Origin of the sequence: Vibrio sp. V31_P5A7T61 (genome assembly GCF_009904895.1) — a bacterium.
In the GTDB taxonomy this organism is placed as follows: Bacteria; Pseudomonadota; Gammaproteobacteria; order Enterobacterales; family Vibrionaceae; genus Vibrio; species Vibrio metschnikovii.
Genome location: NZ_WXWI01000018.1, coordinates 76,107 through 98,901, shown reverse-complemented (window position 1 = coordinate 98,901; position 22,795 = coordinate 76,107). Strand labels below are relative to the sequence as shown.

Annotated in this window: 17 protein-coding genes; 12 read left to right on the top strand and 5 right to left on the bottom strand. The window is 45.6% G+C overall.

Translation table 11 applies throughout. The features are described from left to right. The first annotated feature begins 67 nt into the window (after positions 1-67). The 3 genes from mazG to eno all read left to right on the top strand — a co-directional run bounded on the left by mazG (position 68) and on the right by eno (position 4,109). Entirely contained in the window at positions 68-871 is an 804-nt protein-coding gene (gene mazG, locus CAG58_RS02905; protein WP_161425905.1) for a nucleoside triphosphate pyrophosphohydrolase, read from the top strand. A gap of 221 nt (positions 872-1,092) precedes the next feature. Then, positions 1,093-2,730, top strand: coding sequence for a CTP synthase (locus CAG58_RS02900; RefSeq protein WP_161425904.1), 1,638 nt, complete (start codon positions 1,093-1,095; stop codon positions 2,728-2,730). Positions 2,731-2,807: 77 nt separating this feature from the next. Continuing rightward, the gene (gene eno / locus CAG58_RS02895; RefSeq protein ID WP_004394305.1) at positions 2,808-4,109 is read left to right on the top strand and encodes a phosphopyruvate hydratase; all 1,302 of its coding nucleotides are present in this window, start codon (positions 2,808-2,810) and stop codon (positions 4,107-4,109) included. Positions 4,110-4,208: 99 nt separating this feature from the next. Here eno and CAG58_RS02890 read toward each other — a convergent pair whose 3' ends face one another. From CAG58_RS02890 to CAG58_RS02875, 4 genes are all read right to left on the bottom strand, one after another. After that, positions 4,209-5,423: a multifunctional CCA addition/repair protein gene (locus CAG58_RS02890; RefSeq protein ID WP_161425903.1), complete on the bottom strand. Its 1,215-nt coding sequence runs from the start codon at positions 5,421-5,423 to the stop codon at positions 4,209-4,211. 70 nt (positions 5,424-5,493) lie between these two features. Further along, positions 5,494-6,102, bottom strand: coding sequence for a TIGR04211 family SH3 domain-containing protein (locus tag CAG58_RS02885; RefSeq protein ID WP_154170138.1), 609 nt, complete (start codon positions 6,100-6,102; stop codon positions 5,494-5,496). A 230-nt stretch (positions 6,103-6,332) separates the two neighbouring features. After that, positions 6,333-7,592 (bottom strand): inorganic phosphate transporter, encoded by a 1,260-nt coding sequence (locus CAG58_RS02880; RefSeq protein ID WP_158138894.1) that lies wholly within the window; start codon positions 7,590-7,592, stop codon positions 6,333-6,335. A gap of 146 nt (positions 7,593-7,738) precedes the next feature. Further along, the gene (locus tag CAG58_RS02875; RefSeq protein WP_161425902.1) at positions 7,739-8,419 is read right to left on the bottom strand and encodes a TIGR00153 family protein; all 681 of its coding nucleotides are present in this window, start codon (positions 8,417-8,419) and stop codon (positions 7,739-7,741) included. 208 nt (positions 8,420-8,627) lie between these two features. On the opposite strand from CAG58_RS02875, the gene CAG58_RS02870 reads away from it, so the two are divergent. The 4 genes from CAG58_RS02870 to hldE all read left to right on the top strand — a co-directional run bounded on the left by CAG58_RS02870 (position 8,628) and on the right by hldE (position 16,441). Then, on the top strand, positions 8,628-10,148 hold the full coding sequence (locus CAG58_RS02870; protein ID WP_161425901.1) for a CYTH and CHAD domain-containing protein: 1,521 nt from the start codon (positions 8,628-8,630) through the stop codon (positions 10,146-10,148). Positions 10,149-10,663: 515 nt separating this feature from the next. After that, positions 10,664-11,920 (top strand): methyl-accepting chemotaxis protein, encoded by a 1,257-nt coding sequence (locus tag CAG58_RS02865; protein WP_161425900.1) that lies wholly within the window; start codon positions 10,664-10,666, stop codon positions 11,918-11,920. Positions 11,921-12,025: 105 nt separating this feature from the next. Continuing rightward, positions 12,026-14,869: a bifunctional [glutamate--ammonia ligase]-adenylyl-L-tyrosine phosphorylase/[glutamate--ammonia-ligase] adenylyltransferase gene (glnE, locus tag CAG58_RS02860; RefSeq protein WP_161425899.1), complete on the top strand. Its 2,844-nt coding sequence runs from the start codon at positions 12,026-12,028 to the stop codon at positions 14,867-14,869. A gap of 141 nt (positions 14,870-15,010) precedes the next feature. Then, entirely contained in the window at positions 15,011-16,441 is a 1,431-nt protein-coding gene (gene hldE, locus CAG58_RS02855; RefSeq protein ID WP_161425898.1) for a bifunctional D-glycero-beta-D-manno-heptose-7-phosphate kinase/D-glycero-beta-D-manno-heptose 1-phosphate adenylyltransferase HldE, read from the top strand. A gap of 105 nt (positions 16,442-16,546) precedes the next feature. Here the strand turns inward: hldE and tolC are convergent, their stop codons facing one another. After that, positions 16,547-17,860: an outer membrane channel protein TolC gene (tolC, locus tag CAG58_RS02850; protein WP_158138890.1), complete on the bottom strand. Its 1,314-nt coding sequence runs from the start codon at positions 17,858-17,860 to the stop codon at positions 16,547-16,549. A 318-nt stretch (positions 17,861-18,178) separates the two neighbouring features. Here tolC and nudF point away from each other — a divergent pair, with 318 nt between their 5' ends. The 5 genes from nudF (at position 18,179) to parE (ending at position 22,794) form a co-directional block, all read left to right on the top strand. Beyond that, positions 18,179-18,808 carry an ADP-ribose diphosphatase gene (gene nudF / locus CAG58_RS02845; RefSeq protein ID WP_154170144.1) on the top strand — a complete coding sequence of 210 codons (630 nt, stop codon included), beginning with the start codon at positions 18,179-18,181 and terminating at the stop codon, positions 18,806-18,808. A gap of 7 nt (positions 18,809-18,815) precedes the next feature. Further along, a complete protein-coding gene (locus CAG58_RS02840; protein WP_161426029.1) occupies positions 18,816-19,265 on the top strand; it encodes a DUF1249 family protein in 450 nt (149 codons plus the stop codon). A 16-nt stretch (positions 19,266-19,281) separates the two neighbouring features. Further along, the gene (gene cpdA, locus CAG58_RS02835) at positions 19,282-20,103 is read left to right on the top strand and encodes a 3',5'-cyclic-AMP phosphodiesterase (RefSeq protein WP_004394272.1); all 822 of its coding nucleotides are present in this window, start codon (positions 19,282-19,284) and stop codon (positions 20,101-20,103) included. A gap of 1 nt (position 20,104) precedes the next feature. Beyond that, complete coding sequence (gene yqiA / locus CAG58_RS02830; RefSeq protein ID WP_154170737.1) at positions 20,105-20,692, top strand: esterase YqiA; 588 nt, start codon at positions 20,105-20,107, stop codon at positions 20,690-20,692. 218 nt (positions 20,693-20,910) lie between these two features. Then, entirely contained in the window at positions 20,911-22,794 is a 1,884-nt protein-coding gene (gene parE, locus CAG58_RS02825; RefSeq protein WP_161426028.1) for a DNA topoisomerase IV subunit B, read from the top strand. Position 22,795 lies beyond the last annotated feature (1 nt).

The following is a 22,795-nucleotide window of genomic DNA, read 5'->3' as shown; positions in this document are numbered from 1 at the left end:
CCTTAATCAATAACGAGGTGCGATGATGCTCATTGGCCTCGTTATTACGTATCAGTAAAGAGAAAGTATGTCTCATCCTATTGTACAACTTGAACAGATTATGGCGCAGTTACGTGATAAAGAGCATGGCTGCCCATGGGATAAACAACAAACCTTTGAAACGATTATTCCGCATACCATCGAAGAAACCTATGAAGTCGTCGATGCGATAGTCCAGCAATATTGGCCTAACTTACAAGAAGAACTCGGTGATTTATTGTTCCAAGTGATTTTTTATAGCCAGTTGGCTAAAGAGCAAGGATTATTCGAGTTTTCTGATGTGGTAGACACCGTCAATGAAAAGCTCACTCGCCGTCATCCGCACGTCTTTTCTGACGCAAAGTTTGCCGATGAGCAGCAACTGGCTGCCCATTGGCAGGCCGAAAAACATAAAGAAAAGCAGCAAGCAGGCAAAACAGAACAAAGTATTCTAGACTCAATACCACAAGCGTTACCGGCCTTGTCGCGGGCTAATAAAATCCAAAAGAAATGCGCTCAATTTGGTTTTGATTGGTCAAGTGTCGGCCCTGTGGCGGAGAAGGTGCAGGAAGAGTTGGATGAGGTGATGGCGGAAGTGCTGCAAGTGCCCGTCGATGAGCAAAAGGTAGAAGAAGAGCTTGGGGATTTACTGTTTGCGACGGTTAATCTGGTTCGTCATTTAGGTAAGGATCCTGAACTGGCTTTAAATAAAGCCAATCATAAGTTTATACGCCGTTTTCAAGCCGTAGAGCAATTAGCATCATTAGCTGAGCAGCCACTAACCAGTTTGACATTAAACGAGTTAGATGCGTTATGGGAACAAGTAAAACGACAAGAGAAAAAGGTTCGTTGACTCTATGTATCGCATGGATTTTCTCACTGCGTCATTTTGAGCGAGTTAATCAACCGTGGTGAGCCAAGAAAAAGCACCGACTTCAATCTGTTTGATTTGAAGCAAAAAATAAAAAACTGAGTGTGATAGATTTCACGTTGTGGCGATAAATGGGTTCTGGTATAGTTTTATCCCGTCCAGAAGAAATCCATTTCCCTCATTCAACCAATTTCAGGTTAAACATGACAACAAATTATATTTTTGTTACTGGCGGGGTTGTATCCTCTCTAGGTAAAGGTATTGCAGCAGCATCGCTTGCGGCGATTTTAGAAGCTCGTGGTCTTAAAGTGACCATGATGAAGCTTGACCCTTACATCAACGTTGATCCGGGCACAATGAGCCCAACCCAACATGGTGAAGTGTTTGTCACGGAAGATGGCGCTGAAACTGACCTTGACCTTGGTCACTACGAACGTTTTATTCGTACCAAAATGACTAAGCGCAATAACTTTACGGCTGGTCGTGTTTATGCTGATGTATTGCGTAAAGAGCGTCGTGGTGATTACCTAGGTGCAACGATTCAGGTTATTCCTCATATTACCAATGCGATCAAAGATCGTGTTCTTGCTGGCTCTGAAGGCCATGAAATCGCGATTGTTGAAGTTGGTGGTACCGTCGGTGATATCGAGTCTTTACCTTTCATGGAAGCCATTCGTCAGCTAGCGATCGAAGTTGGTCGTGAGCGGGCGATGTTTATGCATCTGACGTTAGTGCCTTATCTTGCTGCCGCTGGTGAAGTAAAAACCAAACCAACCCAACATTCGGTTAAAGAGCTACTCTCGATTGGTATTCAACCTGACATTCTAGTTTGTCGTAGTGATCGAGTGATCCCTGCGAATGAGCGTAAGAAAATTGCTCTATTCTGTAACGTCCCTGAAAAAGCCGTTATCTCAATGAAGGATGTTGATTCGATCTACAAAATCCCTCAGCTTATCAAGTCACAAGGTTTAGATGACTTGGTATGTGCACGATTTGGTATTACCGCTCCAGAAGCCGATCTTACCGAGTGGGAACGAGTCATTTATGAAGATGCTAACCCAACGGGTGAAGTGACGATTGGCATGGTCGGCAAATACATCGAGTTACCGGATGCGTATAAATCGGTTAACGAAGCACTGAAACACGCGGGCCTTAAAAACCGTTTAAGCGTGCATATCAAATACATCGATTCGCAAGATGTTGAAACCAAAGGTGTTGAAATCTTAGAAGGTGTTGACGCTATTTTGGTTCCAGGTGGCTTTGGTGATCGTGGTATTGAAGGTAAAATCCTTGCTGCTCAATATGCACGTGAAAATAATGTCCCTTATTTAGGTATCTGTCTGGGGATGCAAGTGGCGTTGATTGAATACGCACGTAATGTCGCTGGTATGGAAGGCGCACATTCAACAGAATTTAACAAAGAAACCCCATTCCCTGTGGTAGGCTTAATTACCGAGTGGGTTGATGGTGAAGGTAAGGTAGAAGAGCGTACCGAAAGTTCCGATTTGGGCGGCACCATGCGTTTAGGTTCGCAACTTTGCCACTTGACGAAAGGCACCAAAGCTTATGAGCTTTATGGTAGCGCGACGATTCATGAGCGTCATCGCCATCGTTACGAAGTGAATAACCATCTTCGTCCAAAAATTGAAAAAGCAGGCTTGAAAGTGTCTGGATTGTCAGCAGACAAGAAACTGGTGGAAGTGATTGAAAACCCAGCTCATCCATGGTTTGTTGCGGCTCAATTCCACCCAGAATTCACATCGACGCCTCGTGATGGTCATCCATTATTTGCAGGTTTTGTGAAAGCAGCCGGTCAGTTCCAACGCGGTGAATTAAAGTAAAAGGATATGGGTAGCGGCTTAAGTTGTGCGGCTATCCTTTTAGTTTTGACATTTAAATTCAATGAGAGGAAACATTAATGTCTAAGATCGTTAAAGTTCTAGGTCGTGAAATCATCGACTCACGTGGTAACCCAACAGTAGAAGCTGAAGTACACCTAGAAGGCGGTTTCGTTGGTATGGCAGCAGCTCCATCTGGTGCATCTACTGGTTCTCGCGAAGCGCTTGAGCTACGTGACGGCGACAAGTCTCGTTTCCTAGGTAAAGGTGTTCTTAAAGCGATTGCTGCGGTTAATGGCCCAATTGCTGATGCTCTTGTCGGTAAAGACGCAAAAGATCAAGCGACAATTGACCAAGTGATGATCGACCTTGATGGCACGGAAAACAAATCTAAGTTTGGTGCGAACGCGATTCTTGCGGTATCACTAGCGAACGCGAAAGCAGCCGCTGCCGCTAAAGGTATGCCTTTGTATGAGCACATCGCTGAGTTAAACGGCACTCCTGGTCAATTCTCTATGCCTCTACCAATGATGAACATCATCAACGGTGGTGAGCACGCCGATAACAACGTAGATATCCAAGAGTTCATGATCCAACCTGTTGGCGCAAAAACGCTAAAAGAAGCAGTACGTATGGGCGCAGAAGTGTTCCATAACCTAGCTAAAGTGCTTAAATCTAAAGGCTACAACACTGCTGTTGGTGACGAAGGTGGTTTCGCTCCTAACCTAAAATCTAACGCTGAAGCGCTAGAAGTTATCGCAGAAGCGGTTGCAGCGGCTGGCTACGTGTTAGGTAAAGACATCACTCTAGCGATGGACTGTGCAGCATCTGAGTTCTTCGACAAAGAAGCCGGCATCTACAACATGAAAGGTGAAGGTAAAACCTTCACTTCAGAAGAGTTCAACCACTACCTTGCTGAGCTAGCTAACAAGTTCCCAATCGTATCTATCGAAGACGGTCTTGATGAGTCAGATTGGGATGGCTTCAAGCACCAAACTGAACTACTTGGTGACAAGCTGCAATTAGTGGGTGATGATCTGTTCGTAACCAACACTAAGATCCTGAAAGAAGGTATTGAGAAAGGTATTGTTAACTCAATCCTGATCAAGTTTAACCAAATCGGTTCTCTAACTGAAACATTGGCAGCTATCAAGATGGCGAAAGATGCTGGTTACACTGCAGTTATCTCTCACCGTTCAGGCGAAACTGAAGATGCAACGATTGCTGATCTAGCGGTAGGTACTGCTGCAGGTCAAATCAAAACGGGTTCTATGAGCCGTTCTGATCGCGTTGCTAAGTACAACCAATTGATCCGTATTGAAGAAGCGCTAGCGGGTCGTGCTCCTTTCAACGGTCTAAAAGAAGTGAAAGGCCAAGCGTAATCCTTTTGGATACGGCTTAGCATTATTGCTTAGAGAACGCCCTGCATAGCAGGGCGTTTTTTTATATTGAAGATAAGTACAAGGCCAGTGCAGTAGGGCTTATGCCGCTGCGCTAATCGCTTGTATTCGTCGTTTATTAAGCTCTTCTTTAATAGCTTTTCCCTGAAAACCATCAGCGATCACCTGCTGTACCTCGACACTTAGAGCCGCTTGATAAGCATTAAGAAAGAGATCGCGTTGCGGATAAGCGTTTGCTTCGCAGCCTAATCGACCAGCGTGATCCGCCTGACAACAGAGCAAAACGTCATGCAAACGCTCGGGTTTACGCCAGACATCGAGTTTATCGAGTATCTTAAGCTTGGTGCTTGCTTTAAGCTCTGCCGCTCGATGAATGTTTGAATGTTGTTCACAGACTAATAATGCTAGATCTTTGCACTCATTAGGAATGCGGACACGTTCGCATAACGCGTTAATAATCTTAACTCCGGTATGGCAGTGCATTTTGTGGCTTGGCCATTCATTCTGCGGTGTTACGCCTTTACCTACATCATGTACTTGCGCAGCAAAACGCACCGCAATGGATGGAGAGAGCTTTGCCGCTTGTGCGGCGACCATTAACGTGTGTACTCCGGTATCTATTTCAGGGTGCCACTGCTTGGGCTGTGGGACACCGAATAAGCGGTCAATTTCAGGTAATACAATAGCCAGCGCCCCACATTCGCGCAGTGTAGAGAGAAAGACTTCTGGATTCGCGGTCGAAAGCGATTTATGCCACTCTTGCCAGATGCGCTCCGCGGTTAAATGATGTAACTCTCCAGATTGAGCGATCTGTGTCATTAATTGCATCGTCTCGCTAGCAATGGTAAACCCGAGATGTGCTAACTTTGCCGCAAATCGTGCGACGCGAAGGACGCGAAGCGGATCTTCGATAAAGGCATCAGAAACGTGGCGTAATAGACGGTTGTGCAAATCACGCTGACCCCCATAGGGATCAATCAGCTTGCGGGTGTTGTCTTGTGCTATGGCGTTGATGGTCAGATCGCGCCGAGCGAGGTCTTCTTCAAGACTGACATCTGGGGCGTAATAACAAGCAAATCCGGTATAGCCTGATCCTGTTTTACGCTCGGTACGAGCCAGAGCATATTCTTGTTTTGTCTTAGGGTGTAAGAAGACAGGGAAATCTTTACCGACCGCTTGATAGCCGGCTTGACGCATTTGCTCTGGACTACTGCCGACGACGACCCAATCTTGATCATGTACTGGCAAAGAGAGTAATTGATCGCGCACTGCGCCACCGACGAGATAAACTTGCACAGAGGCTCCTTATTGAGAAAACAAGTGCGAAGACAAAAACGGCCACCTTAGGTGACCGTTGTTCGTGTCATTATGCCCATCCGGCCGGATTACGTTTACGGCGAGGGATAATGTGTGGCAGCACTAGACCAAACAGCAAGCCGCCGCCAGCAACGCCACCGCCATAGATAAAGTATTTCAAGAGTAAATCCTCTTTTTGGGTATCTAAGCGAGCACGCAGTTCACGGATTTCAGTTTGCGAAGCAATCAGTTGCTGACTGATATCGCTATAACTTTGCTCTAGATCGGCGATTTGTTTGTTACGGATTTCTAATGAATCGACCAGTCCGGCTTTTTCACTATCGGCATTTTGGCGAGCATTAGCCAGTTGGTTTTTTACTTCTTTAAGTTCTTTTTCAAGTTGCGGCAGACGAACCGCCATACTGACTTCACGAGTTACAAAGCGGCTTTCTATCCAACCATTGCGTCCTCGTTCATCAACAATTTGGCTATAACCTGTCTCTTTATCGGTGTTGAGCAGTTTAACTTTCTCTCCCGCATCAATCGATCCAATAATACGAAACTGATTACTTGGGCCAGAATGCATATAAGTAAACAGTTTATCTGCGACATAACGGTCTTGAGCGAGCGCTGGTGCTGCTAATAAAGAAAATAGCACCATGCAGATGAGTTTTTTCACGGTAGATCCCTTAATTATGGTCAATATTGCGCGTGAGAGCTTTGAATCATCTCATTCTGTTGATGGGCGCGCAATAGGGTTATGTACGACTTTATTATCAGTCTTAAGGTTTGTTTTACAAATAGTAAAAACTTTCTGCGCGCGGCGCAACAAAGAAGGGAGGCTGAGCCTCCCTTTCTGTGCGTTTGAGTCAATAATGACAATCCGTTTACATTGGATTGACGAATCGATTAAGTAAACGCCGCTTGAATCGCATAGAAGAAGATCACGGCCAGTAAAGCACCGGCGGGTAAAGTCACAATCCATGATGCGACAATATTACGCACCACACCTAAATTGAGCGCCGCGATGCCACGAGCAAAGCCTACCCCTAACACCGCACCCACTAAGGTCTGAGTGGTTGAAATCGGTAAGCCAGTGCCTGAAGCGAGTACCACCGTCGAAGCGGTAGCTAACTGAGCGGCAAAACCACGACTTGGTGTTAATTCAGTGATCCCTGTTCCGACGGTAGCCATCACTTTATGACCCAGTGTCGCAAGGCCGATCACAATCCCGATACCACCGAGTGGTAGTATCCACCAGGCAATCGCACTTTTAGACGCGACATTACCTAGGCTTTCAACCGTAGAAACCACTGCGGCTAGGGGACCAATCGCATTCGCGACATCGTTTGAACCATGGGCAAACGCCATCGCACAGGCGGTAATGACCATTAAAACAGAGAAAATACGCTCAACATTAGAAAAACCATGGTTTTCTTCGGTATCGGCAAATTTCTTATAAATGTACAGATAGCCAATAACCATGACAATGCCTGAAACCAGAATCGAACAGATCCAAGCTTCACTACTGGTTAAGTGCAGCCCAACATGTTTTAAGCCTTTTTTAATGGTCACTAAGGCGATCACCATGGTGGTAATAAACATGTAAACGGGGACGAAACGCTTGGCATTAATCAGCGGCGTTTCTGTATCAAAGATCAGTTTTTGTGCACTGACAAAAATAGCGTAAGCCAATAAGCCGGAAATAAATGGCGTGATAACCCAACTGCCAACGATGCCTTGTACTGAGCTCCAATCAACAGCTTCTGTACCGACAGAAATTGTTGCAAAACCAATAATCGCACCAATAATCGAATGGGTAGTTGAGACTGGCCAGCCCATATAAGAGGCAACAAGCAGCCAAGTACCTGCGGCGAGCAGGGATGACATCATGCCATAGACCAGCAGGTCTGGTTGATCGGCAAACAGGGTGGTGTCAATAACACCTTGGCGAATCGTATCGGTGACTTCGCCTCCGGCTAAATAAGCGCCAGCAAATTCAAAAATCATCGCAATGATGATCGCTTGCTTGACGGTGAGAGCTTTTGAGCCAACAGATGTGCCCATCGCATTGGCGACGTCATTTGCACCAATACCAATGGCCATTAATAAACCGAAGATCGCTGCAACAATAATCAGGACAATGCCGTAGTTCGCAAGGATATCCATCGTAATACCTAGTTGTTGATAACAAGCGGAGACTCATCGTGGTGCTTTTTAGGCACGAAAAAAACCATTAGCGCAAGAATATAGTCAGCGCTTGAATGGTGGGAAACACGATTATGACTCTTAGTTATTTGGTTAACTTAAATGATTTAAGAACGGGAAAGCATCAGTTCAAGTCGAGCACCGACTCGCTGAGCTTGATCAGCGATACCGCCGACCCATTCAAAGATTTTGTACAAGAATATGACGTCAATCGGATTCATGGTTGACTCGATAGCCATTAACTGTTGGCGTAAGCGAATCTGCATGTTGTCCGTATCATCTTCTATGACATCCAGTTGATTAATCATTTCCGCCACGAGCGTGACTTCACGACCTTTAAATCCGGTTTCCAATAACTCGTCAAGTTCATTGATCACCTTCTGTGCTTGTGTCGCCGCGTCAAGACAGCGTTGAACATAAGCGAGGAAATTATCTTGGAGAGGTTTAGGGATAATAAGCTGACGACCGTAAACACGGCCAGAAATGTCTTTAGCAAGATTTGCCAGCTTATCTTGTTGAGTGAGAAGCTCAAGCATGTCAGTACGATCAACCGGCAGAAACAGACCGCGAGGGAGTTTCAGACGAATTTCGCGTTTTAACACGTCGGCTTCTTTCTCTAAATGAGAAATTTGTGCACGTATTTCTGCCGCTTTTTCCCAATCACCTTGAGCACAAACTTCAAAGAAGTTGATCAGGTGTGAGCAGCATTCATTGACACACACAACGTGTCGTTGCAAAGGCTTAATGGGGGACTTTGCAAATAACCCCATAATGGTATTTACTGGCATGGTCATTCAACCTAATTACTATAACCGAGAAAGAACAGACACCACGATAGCCTGGTGAAATGTTGAGCGTTGGCTATAAAGGCGCGCATGGTAACCTAATAATAGAATCATTAAAACTGTTTTAGATCATCAATAGGACGATATTTCTCACTTGCCCCGCTGTCTATTAGGCAATATCCTGTCGCTATCTGCTGTGAAAGGTATAACTATGGAAACCGAGATAGAACTGAAGTTTTTTGTTTCTCCTGATTTTTCAGACGTTTTGCGTAATAAAATTTCCGAAACCAAAGTGCTTCAGCACCATTGTCGGCAACTGGGTAACACCTATTTTGATTCTGCTGACCATTGGTTACGTCAACACGATATTGGGCTACGTATTCGTCGTTTTGATGAGGTGTACGTGCAAACCGTCAAAACTGCAGGACGAGTCGTTGCAGGCCTGCATCAAAGGCCGGAATACAATGCAGAGCACACGGGCAATCATCCCGATTTAACCCTACATCCTGAAGATATTTGGCCTCAAGGGCGCGATGCTGAAACGCTGCAATCGCAATTGGTCGCTTTATTCTCGACCAATTTTACCCGTGAACAGTGGCTCGTCGCCATGAATGATGGTAGTCAAATTGAAGTGGCGTTTGATCAAGGCGTTGTCGAGGCTGGGGATCAGCAAGCGTCGATTTGTGAGGTTGAGTTAGAGCTTAAATCGGGGCAGATAGATGCTCTGTTTTTGCTTGCTCGTCACCTCTCTGAACAAGGTGGTATGCGGTTGGGGAACCAAAGTAAAGCGGCAAAAGGTTATCGTTTAGCGATGGGGTACGAAGGTGATGAGGTGCAAGGGCTCATGCTGGTGAATACCCAGAGCAATGATAACGTTGAGTCTTGCTTTATTCGCTCACTCGAGCACGCTCTTGCTCATTGGCATCGCCATGAACAAATTTACACCGAACAAGACTCGATAGCCGCTTTGCATGAGATTCGTCATGCAATCAGTTTTATCCGCCAATTACTCAGCGTATACGGTGGTATTGTTCCACGCCGAGCCAGTGCGATTTTACGTCAAGAACTTAAATGGTTAGATGGTGAATTGGCGTGGTTAAAACAGTATGACTATCTAGAAGACTTACTCAAAGATAAGGGCTATGCGTTACGTAAGCTGGATGCCCGTAAGTTTTTAGTCAACGAGCTTAAGCAGCGCCAAGAAGCCTTACCTCAACGTGATGCGTCATTAAAACTGTTGCACAGTGCTCGTTATACGGCATTACTGCTTGATTTGAGTCGTTGGATTTTAACCCGCGGATGGCAGCCGTTTTTGGATGATAAAGCTCGTGAGCGAATGGCTCGACTGGTGGGGCCTTTTTCTGTCAAACAGCTTGACCGAGCGTGGGCGGAGTTGGTTGAGGTCTTTCCGCCAGAGGAGGCACTCTCAGCTGATGATTACATTGAACAGCAATATCGTTTGATACGCGCGCTTTATACTGGGGTCAGTTTCGCGCGTTTATATGATGCCGAGCAGCGTTTAGCGTTTCGGATGCCATGGATTGATTTATTACATGGTATCGATGACTTATTAACCTTAAAAACGTTAGAGCAACTGCTTGATCTGTTACAAGATGAACAAGATCAAGAGCAGTTAACCCGTTGGCTTAATCGTCAAGAAAACTCGATTTTGCACGCCATGGAGCAAACGCGTCGCATTGGGATAGAAGCGACGCCTTATTGGCGTGAATAGTGACTATCCCCTTCGTACTTGCAGCTGCAGCGGTGTTGGCTACGTTCGTTCACCCCAATCACATAGTTTGCCTATGTTCATGGAGATTCACTCACTTGCCGCCTACCTGCAACTTCAAGTCGTTTGGGTATACGCTCATCAAGCACATTTCTGAACTTTCACTTCGGGAATGTGCCACTTTCATCCTATCTTTCCGTTACTTCTCTCTTTGTTGAAAAAACTAGAGTTAACTCACAAATAGCGTAACCGCTGGTTTATTCCATTGTAGCCATTTGATGTGTCGCCGATAAAAACGGTGATGGTTGGATATATACTGCATTAAAGAGTGTGTAATGCATAATCCATCGGCTTAGACAAATCACACCATCAATCTGCAAATTCGCGAGGTAATACACATCGAGAGCCGCTGGTTTTTGATAGTATTAATTTCATACGAAGCTCGAAATAATTCATACGTGGTAGGTGGGCATCACACCATGATGGGCGAGCATTAAAAACAGAGTGGAGAATCAGTCATGGCGAGGATGGCATTTAAACCGTGGGAACGGGTGATCACAGACATACGTTTGATCCCTAAAATGGTCATGCTAATGTTTTTTAGTACGATTTTAGTGATCGGCAAGCAACTGTGGGATGCGAGCTTGTTCTATGACTCTTTACTTGCTGCGACTCAAAGCACGGAAATTGCCAAATTGCACTATGACACTTATATCGTGCAGGTCATTTGGCAAACTGGGTTTATGATCGTCACTTTTGTTTCATTACTGATGTTTGCCGCGCGAGTGATGTTACGTCAAACCCAATTTCTTAGTCAGTCAATCAAACAGATGGCTGAACGCGATTTATCTGAACCTATTTTTATGGACTGTAAAGATGAGTATGGTGATGTCGCTCGTGAGTTAGAGAAAACTCGCCGCCAACTGCAAGATTTAATCAAAGTGCAGATCACTACATCACAAGAATTAACCACCTTGACGGAAGTCATGACGATCAGTATGTCAGAGACGAAAGACTCCGCGCAGGAAGAGTTCCATGAGATTGACCAAATTGCTACGGCGATGAATCAAATGTCGTCAACGGTACAAACGGTCGCCGATCATGCACAAAGTGCGTCTTCATTGACCGAGACTGCTTCTCATAGTGCGGCTACTGGGCAGCAGTTTGTTCAAAAAACCATTCGTAAAATTGATCAGTTATCAAAAGATATTGCCGCTTCAGCTTCGGCCGTAAACCAAGTTGAAGAGCGAGTCGTTGCGATTGGCAGTGTGGTTGGTACCATTCAAAGTATTTCTGAACAAACCAATTTATTGGCGTTAAATGCCGCGATTGAAGCCGCTCGTGCTGGCGAGGCGGGGCGTGGTTTTGCTGTGGTTGCCGATGAAGTTCGTAACTTAGCTCAGCGTACTCAGACGGCGACGGTTGAAATACAAGATATGATTAGCCATCTACAAAGCAGCGCTAACTCGGCGGTGGATTTAATGGAAAAAAGTGTCGTTGAAGCGGCTGATGGCGTTGAATTAATCACCAATGCGGGTACAGAGTTGGACGGTATTGTCCAACAAGTCAAACTCATCAATGAGATGAACTTACAGATTGCGACAGCAGCGGGGCAACAAAGCAGTGTTGCGGTGGAGATCAATCAAAATATCACCAATGTGAGAGAGTTAGTCGAAGCATCGGTCACGGTAGTCAGTGAGTTGCTGGAAACTTCGGAACTGATGCAAAATAATGCCGAAGAATTGGATCGAAAAATCACCGTCTTCAAGGTGTGATCAGTTCAGGTTAATTGATATCAACGACGCTCACTGTTTAGTGGGCGTTTTTATTTATCTCAGACTGCGATAGAGTGAGTCGATGATGAGAGACAAGGATGATTTATGCACCTCCCTGAACGCTTAATGACCCATGCCGATAATGCCTATCAACAGTTGCTTGCTGAGCAGCCGAAGCTGAATCAGTGGCCGTCTGAATTACAGCAATCACTTCGTTATGTGACCGCGTTGAGCCGCTTTGTCACCCAGACCTTCTCTCGTGATGAGTGGCTGGTCGATGAGTTTCCTACTTGGTTACAAAGTGAATCGCGAGCAGAGACTTATCGTGAGCGATTACAGGCTTTACTAACTTCGTGCCCTGATGAACAAACCGGACAGCGGATTTTACGTCAGTTTCGTTATCGAGAGATGGTCTATATTGCTTGGCGTGATTTTTTAGCCACTTGGCCTGTCGAGCAGAGCCTTGAGCATCTTTCTGAACTGGCAGAAGCGCTGATCGTCGAGACGTATCAATGGCAATATTCACTGTGCTGCCAAGAATGGGGAACGCCATGCAATGCGCAAGGTGAGGCTCAACCGATGCTGATTATCGGCATGGGTAAATTAGGTGGTGGGGAGCTCAATTTCTCTTCGGATATCGATCTGATTTTTACTTACCCTGAAAATGGTCAAACTCAAGGCGTCAGGCGCAGTATTGATAACGGACAGTTCTTTACCCGTTTAGGTCAGCGGATCATAAAAATGCTTGATCAACCGACACTCGATGGTTTTTGTTATCGGGTTGATATGCGTTTGCGTCCGTTTGGCGAAAGCGGTCCTTTAGTGATGAGCTACGCCGCATTAGAGGATTACTACCAAGAACAAGGACGTGATTGGGAACGCTATGCGATGGTCAAAGCGCGGGTGATGGGCCGTGAAATGCACCATCAGTATCAAGAACTACGGCAAATGCTGCGGCCTTTTGTATTTCGTCGTTATATCGATTTTAGTGCGATTCAATCGCTGCGGCGAATGAAATCGATGATCCGTAGTGAGGTACGTCGTCGTGGGTTGAGTAATAACATTAAACTGGGTGCTGGTGGTATTCGGGAGATTGAATTTATTGCCCAAGTTTTCCAGCTCATTCGTGGTGGACGAGAGCCCAGTTTGCGCCAGAGAGGATTATTAGAAACACTACAGGCGATTGCCGAACTTGAACTATTAACCGCCGAACAAGTCGCGCAGTTAGTGGCCGCTTATCGTTTTTTGCGCCGATTAGAAAATCTATTACAGGCCATGGAAGACAAACAGACGCAAACGCTGCCAGAGAAAGAAGACGATCAACTGCGTCTCGCTATTGCGATGGGTTATGGATGTTGGGATGCGTTACTTAGCCAGTTACAACATCATATGACGCAAGTTCATCACGTGTTTATCACTTTGATCGGTGAAGATGACGATGAAGAAAGCACCACGGCTGAGCATTTTCATGAATTGTGGGACATGGCAGATAAGCTGGATGTGATTTTACCTATTTTTAGGCAGGAGTTAGCAATTGAAGAGCCATCGAATTTGGCACATTGCTGCTTAACGTTTAAACAGGATTTAGCTAAAAAAACCATTGGTCCACGTGGCCGAGAGGTATTAAATCGCTTAATGCCTAAGGTTTATCAAGCCATATTCTCTCATCCCGATGCGCAATTTGGTTTAGCGCGAGTGCTGCATTTACTTAATAGTATTGCCACGCGCACCACCTATTTAGAGCTGTTGGATGAATATCCAGCAGCACTACATCAACTGGTTCGTTTGTGCACAGCCAGCCCGATGATTTCCGAGCAACTGGCTCGTTACCCGATTTTATTGGATGAGTTGATTGATCCGCAGCATCTTTATCATCCGATCGATCTTGGTAGTTATAAAACCGAGCTGCGTGATTTTCTTGCTCGTATTCCAGAAGAGGACATGGAGCAGCAAATGGAAGCGCTGCGTCAATTTAAGCAGATCGGGATATTGAAAATCGCTGCTGCTGATATCGCGGGTGTGTTGCCAGTGATGAAGGTCAGCGATCATTTAACGTATTTAGCTGAAGCCATCGTCGATGCCGTCGTTAATCAAGCTTGGTTACAAGTCAGTGCTAAACATGGTGTGCCGGATCATTTAACCCAACAAGCTGGTAAAGGCTTTGCTGTGGTAGGCTATGGCAAAGTGGGGGGCTGGGAGCTGGGTTATAACTCCGATTTAGATATTGTCTTTATTCATGATTGTCCGGCTTCTTCCATGACTCAAGGGATCAAACCGATTGATGGGCGACAATTTTATCTGCGTCTTGCTCAGCGGATCATTCACCTTTTTTCGACCCGTACCGCTTCCGGTATTTTGTACGAAGTCGATACCCGTCTACGTCCTTCCGGCGCTTCAGGGTTATTGGTCAGCTCGATAGACGCTTTTGCCGATTATCAGCATCAAGAGGCTTGGACGTGGGAGCATCAAGCCTTGGTCCGAGCAAGAATGATTTACGGTGAAGCGGATTTACAAGCCAAATTTAATCATGTCAGACATTCTGTACTCTGTTTGCCGCGAGATCCAAACACTTTGCAACAACAAGTGGTCGAGATGCGTGACAAAATGCGTCAACACTTGGCCAGCAAAAAAGCCGGACGTTTCATGTTAAAGCACGATCAAGGTGGGATCACCGATATTGAGTTTCTCGCGCAATATTTTGTCTTACGTTATAGTCACCAGCATCCAAAGTTAACGCGTTGGTCGGATAATGTGCGTATTTTTGAATCGTTGATGAACGAAGCGGTACTGGATCCCGCATCAGCTGAGGCGTTAACTCGCGCGTATACCGAGATGCGAGATCAAATCCATCATCGTAACTTATTGAATCTTGATGCGGATGTGGATGAAGCACAATGGGTAGCTCAGCGAGAATGGGTGATTGAAACTTGGCATCACTGGTTAGGCTGAACGCTGTCAGCGAGGAAACGCTGCCTACTGAACCCGATAAAGACTGGTCGTACTGACACCGCTTAGCGGTAACTCAAAGTAGTTTGCCGATAGAGGGCTATGTTACACTGCGCCATAGATTAATAGTGGAGAAGATCGATAATGAAACCAATCCTACCTGACTACAGCAAAGCGGGTGTGCTTATCATTGGTGACGTCATGCTTGATCGTTATTGGTATGGTCCAACGGGACGTATTTCCCCTGAAGCGCCAGTGCCAGTGGTAAAAGTCGAGCATAACGAAGAGCGTCCTGGTGGCGCTGCTAACGTGGCGATGAACATTGCCTCTTTAGGTGGTTTGGCGCATATCATAGGTTTAACTGGCATTGACGAGCCAGCACAAGTGCTGCAAGAAAAATTAACCTCGCTGAATGTGCAGTGTGACTTCGTTGGTTTAGCTGATTACCCCACCATCACCAAATTACGAGTGTTAAGTCGTGGACAACAATTGATCCGTCTCGATTTTGAAGACAAATTTGAGAATATTGATGCTCAGCTGATCCTGTCGCGCATGGAACGTTCTCTGGCGAGCGTGAACGCGGTGATTTTATCTGACTATGCGAAAGGCGCTTTGGAGCACGTTCAGCAGTTGATTCAAAAAGCCCGCATTGCCAATGTCCCAGTGTTTATTGATCCTAAAGGGGCTGATTTTGAACGCTATCGTGGTGCAACCTTATTGACACCGAATATGGGTGAGTTTGAGCAGGTAGTAGGAAAAGTTAAGTCGGATCAAGAATTGGTTGAAAAAGGCTTGGGGCTCATTGAACAGTTTGATCTACAAGCGTTGTTGGTGACCCGCAGTGAGCATGGTATGACCTTGTTGCGTCGTGGTATGGAGCCTTTCCATTTGCCAACGCAAGCCAAAGAAGTCTTTGATGTAACCGGTGCTGGTGATACGGTGATTTCGGTGCTTGCTGCGTCGGTGGCTGCGGGTAAATCTTTGGATGAAGCGTGTGTTTTAGCCAATGCTGCCGCTGGCGTTGTGGTTGGAAAACTGGGAACTTCGACGGTATCGACGATTGAATTGGCTGAAGCCATTCATGGCAGCAAAGAGGCGGATTTTGGCATTATTGGTGAAAGTGCGCTGATTGAAGCGGTCAAAAAAGCCAAAGCCCGCGGTGAAAAAGTTGTCATGACTAACGGCTGTTTTGATATTTTACACGCTGGACATGTGTCTTATTTGAACCATGCAGCAGAGCTTGGCGATCGCTTAATTGTAGCGGTTAATACCGATGAGTCTGTGAAACGTTTGAAAGGCCCAGGGCGTCCGGTCAATCCAACCGATCGTCGCATGGCGGTGCTAGCCGGGCTAGGTGCCGTAGATTGGGTGGTTCCATTTAGCGAAGATACTCCGCAGCGCTTAATTTCAGAAGTGTTACCAAGCATTTTAGTTAAAGGTGGCGACTATAAACCTGAAGATATCGCTGGTGGTGAAGAAGTGATTGCTGCGGGTGGTGAAGTGAAAGTACTGAATTTCGAAGAAGGCTGTTCGACCACAGATATTATCAAGGCGATTAAAGGCGGTAAAGGTTAACGCCGGTGATCTCGATGGAGATAGCCAATCGCTGTGTTTTCAGCGCGTAAGCGCATAAAAATAAGGGGCTTCAATTGAAGCCCCTTATTTCATTTAGGGATTGCTTTATCGACTCACGCGTTGTAGTCCGGCATTGATATCGAGAATATCTTGTTCGCTGAGAGAGCCAATTGCTTGACTAAGTTGTAGACGATTCAAAATATAATCGTAGCGCGCTGAAGAGAGATTACGGTTGGCATCATACAGACGTCGCGTTGCATCTAATACATCAACAATCGTCCGAGTACCAACTTCAAAACCGGCTTCGGTTGCTTCTAGGGCAGAACGAGCGGAAATCACCGATTGTTCATAAGCACGTAATGCGCCAATTGAAGCGTTGATATTGTTGTTATAGGCGCGCACATCTTTGACCACGCTGCGGAAGGTCGCTTCTAAGTCTTGGCTTGCGGCGACAAACGCATGTTCGGCTTGTTTGGTTAATGACGTTACGTTACCACCCGTATACAGCGGAACATTGAGATTTAGCCCAATGGTAAAATCGTTAAAATCGGTATTATTCGCGGAATTATTGCTATTCGACTCACGCGCATAATTATAACCACCGTTTAACTTCAACGACGGCAAATGACCGGAACTGGCGAGAGCGATATTATCTTTTGCCACATCTTGAGCAATACGCGAAGAAAGCAAGGCTAAGTTTTGTTGCTGAGCTCGCTCGATCAATGCCTGCATCGATTCCGTATTGCGGCTGGCTGAAAAGCGTTGAGTATCAAGAATGCTTAATTGCGAATAGCCTTGCCCAGTAATTTCTCTCAAAGATTCATAGCTATTGATTAAGGTGTTATCCGCTAAAACTTCTTGCGCTAAAACACTATCGTATTGTGCTTGTGCATCATGGACATCCGTAATGGCTGAGAGCCCAACGTCAAAACGCTGCTTAGTTTGTTCTAACTGACGTGCCACCGCGGCTTTTTCGGCACGGACAAATTCTAAGTTATCTTGTGCACTCAACACTTCGAAGTAGGCTTGAGCGACGCGCAACATCAATCCTTGTTGTACGGCGGCGTATTGTGCATCGGCTTGGCGAGCTTGTTTCTCAGCAGTATCTAATGATACCCAACTTGAGCGGTTATACAGTTCTTGAGCAAAACTGATGCCTGCTGATAGGCGATCGCTATCGCGCGCATCAACATCGCTACGAGTGAGGTTATACCCAGCCGTTAAATTAATCTGTGGTAACAACGAACTACGGCTCGAATTGATTGCTTCAAAAGCGGCTTCACGACGAGCAGCAGCACTGAGCAATTGCGGATCATTTTGTTTTGCTTGATCATAAATTTGTGCAAGATCATCGGCCCATGCGTTAATACTAAAGCTACCAAGGGTTGCACTCACTAAAAAAGGAAGCAGTTTTTTCATCGGTCCTATTCCTGCCTAGATATGAAAGGAGTTACGTTGACAGAGTGTAACTCAAATTGTTGGTATTTCATGCGAAAGTTTGCACTTTTTTACACTTAATTATCCACTTGTGCAATATAAATTAATGTATTAACCAACCAGTGACAGAGCTTGCGAATGGTTCATTACACAAAAAAGTTTATTTAATCAGCTATCTATCATGATAAAAGAGCAATCACTTAAAAAAAAACATAACTTTTATACAAAAAGTTGAGCAATGTCGTTGGCAGTCGTAAACCTTCATGAGTAAACTAATAGATTCACCGAGAAGGAATGGCTATGCAACCCACAAACCAAGAAAAAGACCACTTTAGCGTTAATGATCTGCAGATTGTCTCAAAAAAGACACTGTTCCAAGGTTTTTTTCGCATGGTTAAATACCAATTTAAGCATCGATTATTCCAAGGTGGGTGGAGTGAGACGATCGAGCGAGAAATGTTCGAGCGTGGTCACGCCGCGGCGCTGTTAGCTTATGATCCTCAACGTGATGAAGTAGTGATCATTGAGCAGATCCGGGTCGGGGCACTAGAACATGATCAGCCATGGCAGAAAGAAATTATCGCAGGCATGATTGAACCGGGTGAGGATGCACAGGACGTTGTACGTCGTGAAGCATTCGAAGAGGCTGGGATCTCGGTGGCAAGATTAGAAAAAATCACCAGTTATTACCCTTCTTCAGGGGGATGTTCTGAGAAACTCGATGTCTACATTGGTGAAGTAGATACTACACTGGCGGGAGGTGTGCATGGGTTGGACACTGAAGGTGAAGATATTAAAGTGCATGTGCTCAGTCGTCAGCAAGCTTATCAATGGATCAAAGATGGTCAAATTGAGAATGGTGCCTCAATAATCGCACTACAATGGTTAGAGTTGCATCATCAGCAATTACAATCTCAATGGCGGAGTTGATAACCTCATGCGCAGAGCGATAGCCACTAAGCCGTATCATGTGGATCTTGCGGATCTGATGCGAACTTATGAAACCAATTACGCAAAACTCAATGCTCTGCTGCCAAAACCAGGGAGTGTAGGTGAAGTCCGTTGTTATCAAGCGGCTGATCTGATTTATCAGTTACAAGTGCTCGAGGTCACAAAGTACACAACTTTGGTGGAAATTTGTCAAAGTGATGATATTTCAACGTTTTCATTACCTGTGATGTCTGTCAGGCTGTATCACGATGCACGAGTTGCTGAAGTGTGTGCTAGCGATCAATTAACGCGTATTGCGGCTCGTTATGAGTATCCTAACCATAAGATGGTGCAAAAAGATGAGAAAGCACAAATCAACCGTTTTTTAGGTGATTGGCTCACCTTCTGTTTGAAACAAGGCATTAGCCGAGCGCCGATTAATATTAACTATTCATAGCATTAGGTTTATCAATTTGAACGTGTCGCCCAGTTTAGACCCATCAGACAATATTAAGCTTGTTCAGATCACGGACACGCACCTGTTTGCGGCTGATGACGGTTGTTTACTTAGTGTGAATACAGCAGACAGTTTTCATGCCATTGTGCAAGCGATTATTGAGCAAAAGGTTGCTTTTGATGCTCTGCTTGCTACTGGCGATATTTCACAAGATCATAGCGCGGAGTCTTATCAGCGTTTTGCTTCTGAGATCAGCGCCTTGCAAAAAGCGTGCTTTTGGTTACCGGGTAATCATGATTATAAACCCAACATGGGTAGTGTTATGCCGTCTTCACAACTGCATGCCCCCGAGCATGTCTTGCTTGGGAAGCACTGGCAAATGATTTTACTCGACTCTCAAGTCGTTGGCGTGCCGCATGGCCGTCTCAGTGATTACCAACTGAATCTATTAGATGAAAAACTCGCTCAACATCCAGATCGCTATGCGTTGATTTTATTGCATCATCATCCTCTGTTAGTGGGCAGTGCTTGGCTTGATCAACATACTTTAAAAGACAGTGATGCATTTTGGAGCGTCATTCAGCGACATCAAAACGCACGAGCCGTTTTGTGTGGTCACGTTCATCAAGATATGGACCGCACTTTCGCCGGGGTAAAAGTAATGGCAAGTCCGTCAACGTGTGTACAGTTTAAACCGAATTCCGATGATTTCGCGTTAGATCAATGCTCTCCTGGTTGGCGTGAGCTTGAATTGCACGCTGATGGTCAAGTGACAACGCAGGTCAAACGATTAGCACGCGGAGCCTTTGTGCCGGACTTTACTTCAAATGGGTATTAATATGGGTGTGCGCTCTTCGCTACTGCTGTATATACATGGTTTTAACAGCTCACCGCTTTCACACAAAGCTCAGGTGATCCAGCAGTATTGTGCTCAGCAACGGCCGGATATCAAGGTCGTTATCCCTAAATTAGCGCCTTTTCCACAGCAAGCCGCTGAACAGTTACGTAATTTAATGGAGTCTTATCAAGCCGATTATCAGATTGGTCTGGTGGGAAGTTCATTAGGTGGCTATTTAGCCACTTGGCTTAATGCGCACTATACGGTTCCTGCGGTGTTGGTGAATCCAGCGGTGAAACCGTATGAATTACTGCGTAATTTTCTTGGTGAGCAGCAGAATCCGTATACTCAACAACGTTACCTGCTGACGGTTGATCATATTGATGAATTAAAAGCGCTAGAGATTGACTCGATTGATCATCCTGAGCATTTTTGGCTATTACAGCAAACGGGTGATGAAGTGCTCGATTATCGACAAGCGGTAGAGAAATATCGTCATGCTCGCCAGACGGTTGAAGACGGTGGTGATCATAGTTTTGTTGGTTTTGAGCGCTATCCTTCGGCAATCATCGATTTTCTGCACTTATAAATTCGCTGTCATCATGCGCGAAAAGTCATAATTTTACCTTAGGCTTACGGATGTCACTTGACATCGAAGGGGCTCTTCCAGACTATGTCTGTCTTGTTCTTGCTCCATTGAGCTGCTGTGTTTTATCACCAAATCTGCTTTTTGGTGGATAATTCAAGCGTAAATCCTTAATGGGTAGTAAAGTTACCAATCATTTATCGATAAAAGCATTCCGTATTATGACTGAACAATATAATGCTGGAGCCATCGAAGTTCTCAATGGCTTAGAACCAGTACGTCGCCGTCCCGGGATGTATACGGATACCACGCGTCCCAATCATCTTGGGCAAGAAGTCATCGACAACAGTGTCGATGAAGCGTTGGCCGGATACGCCACTAAGGTTCAGGTGATACTTCACGCTGATCAATCACTAGAGGTGATTGATGATGGGCGTGGTATGCCCGTAGACATTCATCCTGAAGAGAACGTTTCTGGGGTTGAACTTATTTTATGTAAGCTTCACGCTGGCGGTAAATTCTCCAATAAAAGCTACCAATTTTCTGGTGGTTTACACGGGGTGGGGATTTCGGTGGTTAACGCCCTTTCTAAACGGGTTGAAGTGACGGTTCGCCGTGACGGTCAGGTGTATGACATTGCCTTTGAACATGGTGAAAAAGTCTCTGATTTAATGGTCACTGGGACTTGTGGACGTCGTAATCGTGGTACTTCGGTGCATTTTTGGCCAGAAGCGCGTTATTTTGATTCTGCTAATTTTTCCGTCTCGCGTTTGGTCAATAATTTACGCGCCAAAGCCGTACTTTGCCCCGGTCTAGAAATTACTTTCACCGATAAGGTTAACAATAACGAGTATCGCTGGCTGTATGAAGACGGTTTGAAAGACTATCTTGCCGAAGGGGTAAAAGGTTATACCTTACTGCCTGAAGAGCCGTTTACGGGCGAGTTTAAAACCGAGACAGAAGCCGCAAACTGGGCAGTCATTTGGTTACCGGAAGGTGGCGATTTAATTACCGAAAGTTATGTGAACTTAATTCCTACCCCACAAGGTGGTACGCACGTTAATGGTTTACGCCAAGGGCTGCTTGATGCGATGCGTGAATTTTGTGAATTTCGTAATTTGTTGCCGCGTGGAGTCAAACTTACCGGTGAGGACGTATTCGATCGCTGCGCCTATGTCTTATCGATAAAAATGCAAGATCCACAATTCGCAGGGCAAACCAAAGAGCGACTTTCTTCTCGCCAAACCGCCTCGTTTGTTGCCAGTGTTGTTAAAGATTCGTTTAGCTTATGGTTGAATGAAAAGCCACAATTGGCTGAGTTATTGGCAGAAGTGTGTATCAGCAATGCTCATCGCCGGATGCGCGCGAGTAAAAAAGTGGTGCGCAAGAAAATCGCTTCTGGTCCTGCGTTGCCTGGTAAGTTAACCGATTGTTCTCAGCAAGATCTCAGCCGCACAGAACTGTTTCTGGTCGAAGGGGATTCGGCGGGTGGCAGTGCCAAACAGGCGCGAAACCGTGAGTTTCAAGCCATCATGCCACTGCGCGGTAAAATCCTTAATACTTGGGAAGTCTCGGCCGATCAAGTGCTGGCTTCACAAGAGGTGCATGATATTTCTGTTGCCTTGGGGATTGACCCTGATAATGATGATTTAGAGGCGCTGCGTTACGGTAAAGTCTGTATTTTAGCCGATGCGGACTCCGATGGGTTACACATTGCGACATTGCTGTGCGCCTTATTCACTCGCCATTTCCGTGCCTTGGTTCGTGCCGGTCACGTCTATGTGGCGATGCCGCCATTGTATCGGATTGATTGCGGTAAAGAAGTGCACTATGCACTTGATGACAATGAAAAAAAGGCAATCATCGAACGTCTCAGTAGTAAAAAAGCTAAAATCAACGTCCAACGTTTTAAAGGCTTGGGGGAGATGAATCCTCTGCAATTACGTGAGACCACCATGGATCCGAACACCCGTCGTTTAGTGCAGTTAACCATTGATGACGATAAAGAGACCGATGAAATGATGGATATGTTGCTGGGTAAAAAACGCGCGGACGATCGACGCAGTTGGTTACAACGCAATGGTGATATGGCCGAGGTACAATAGA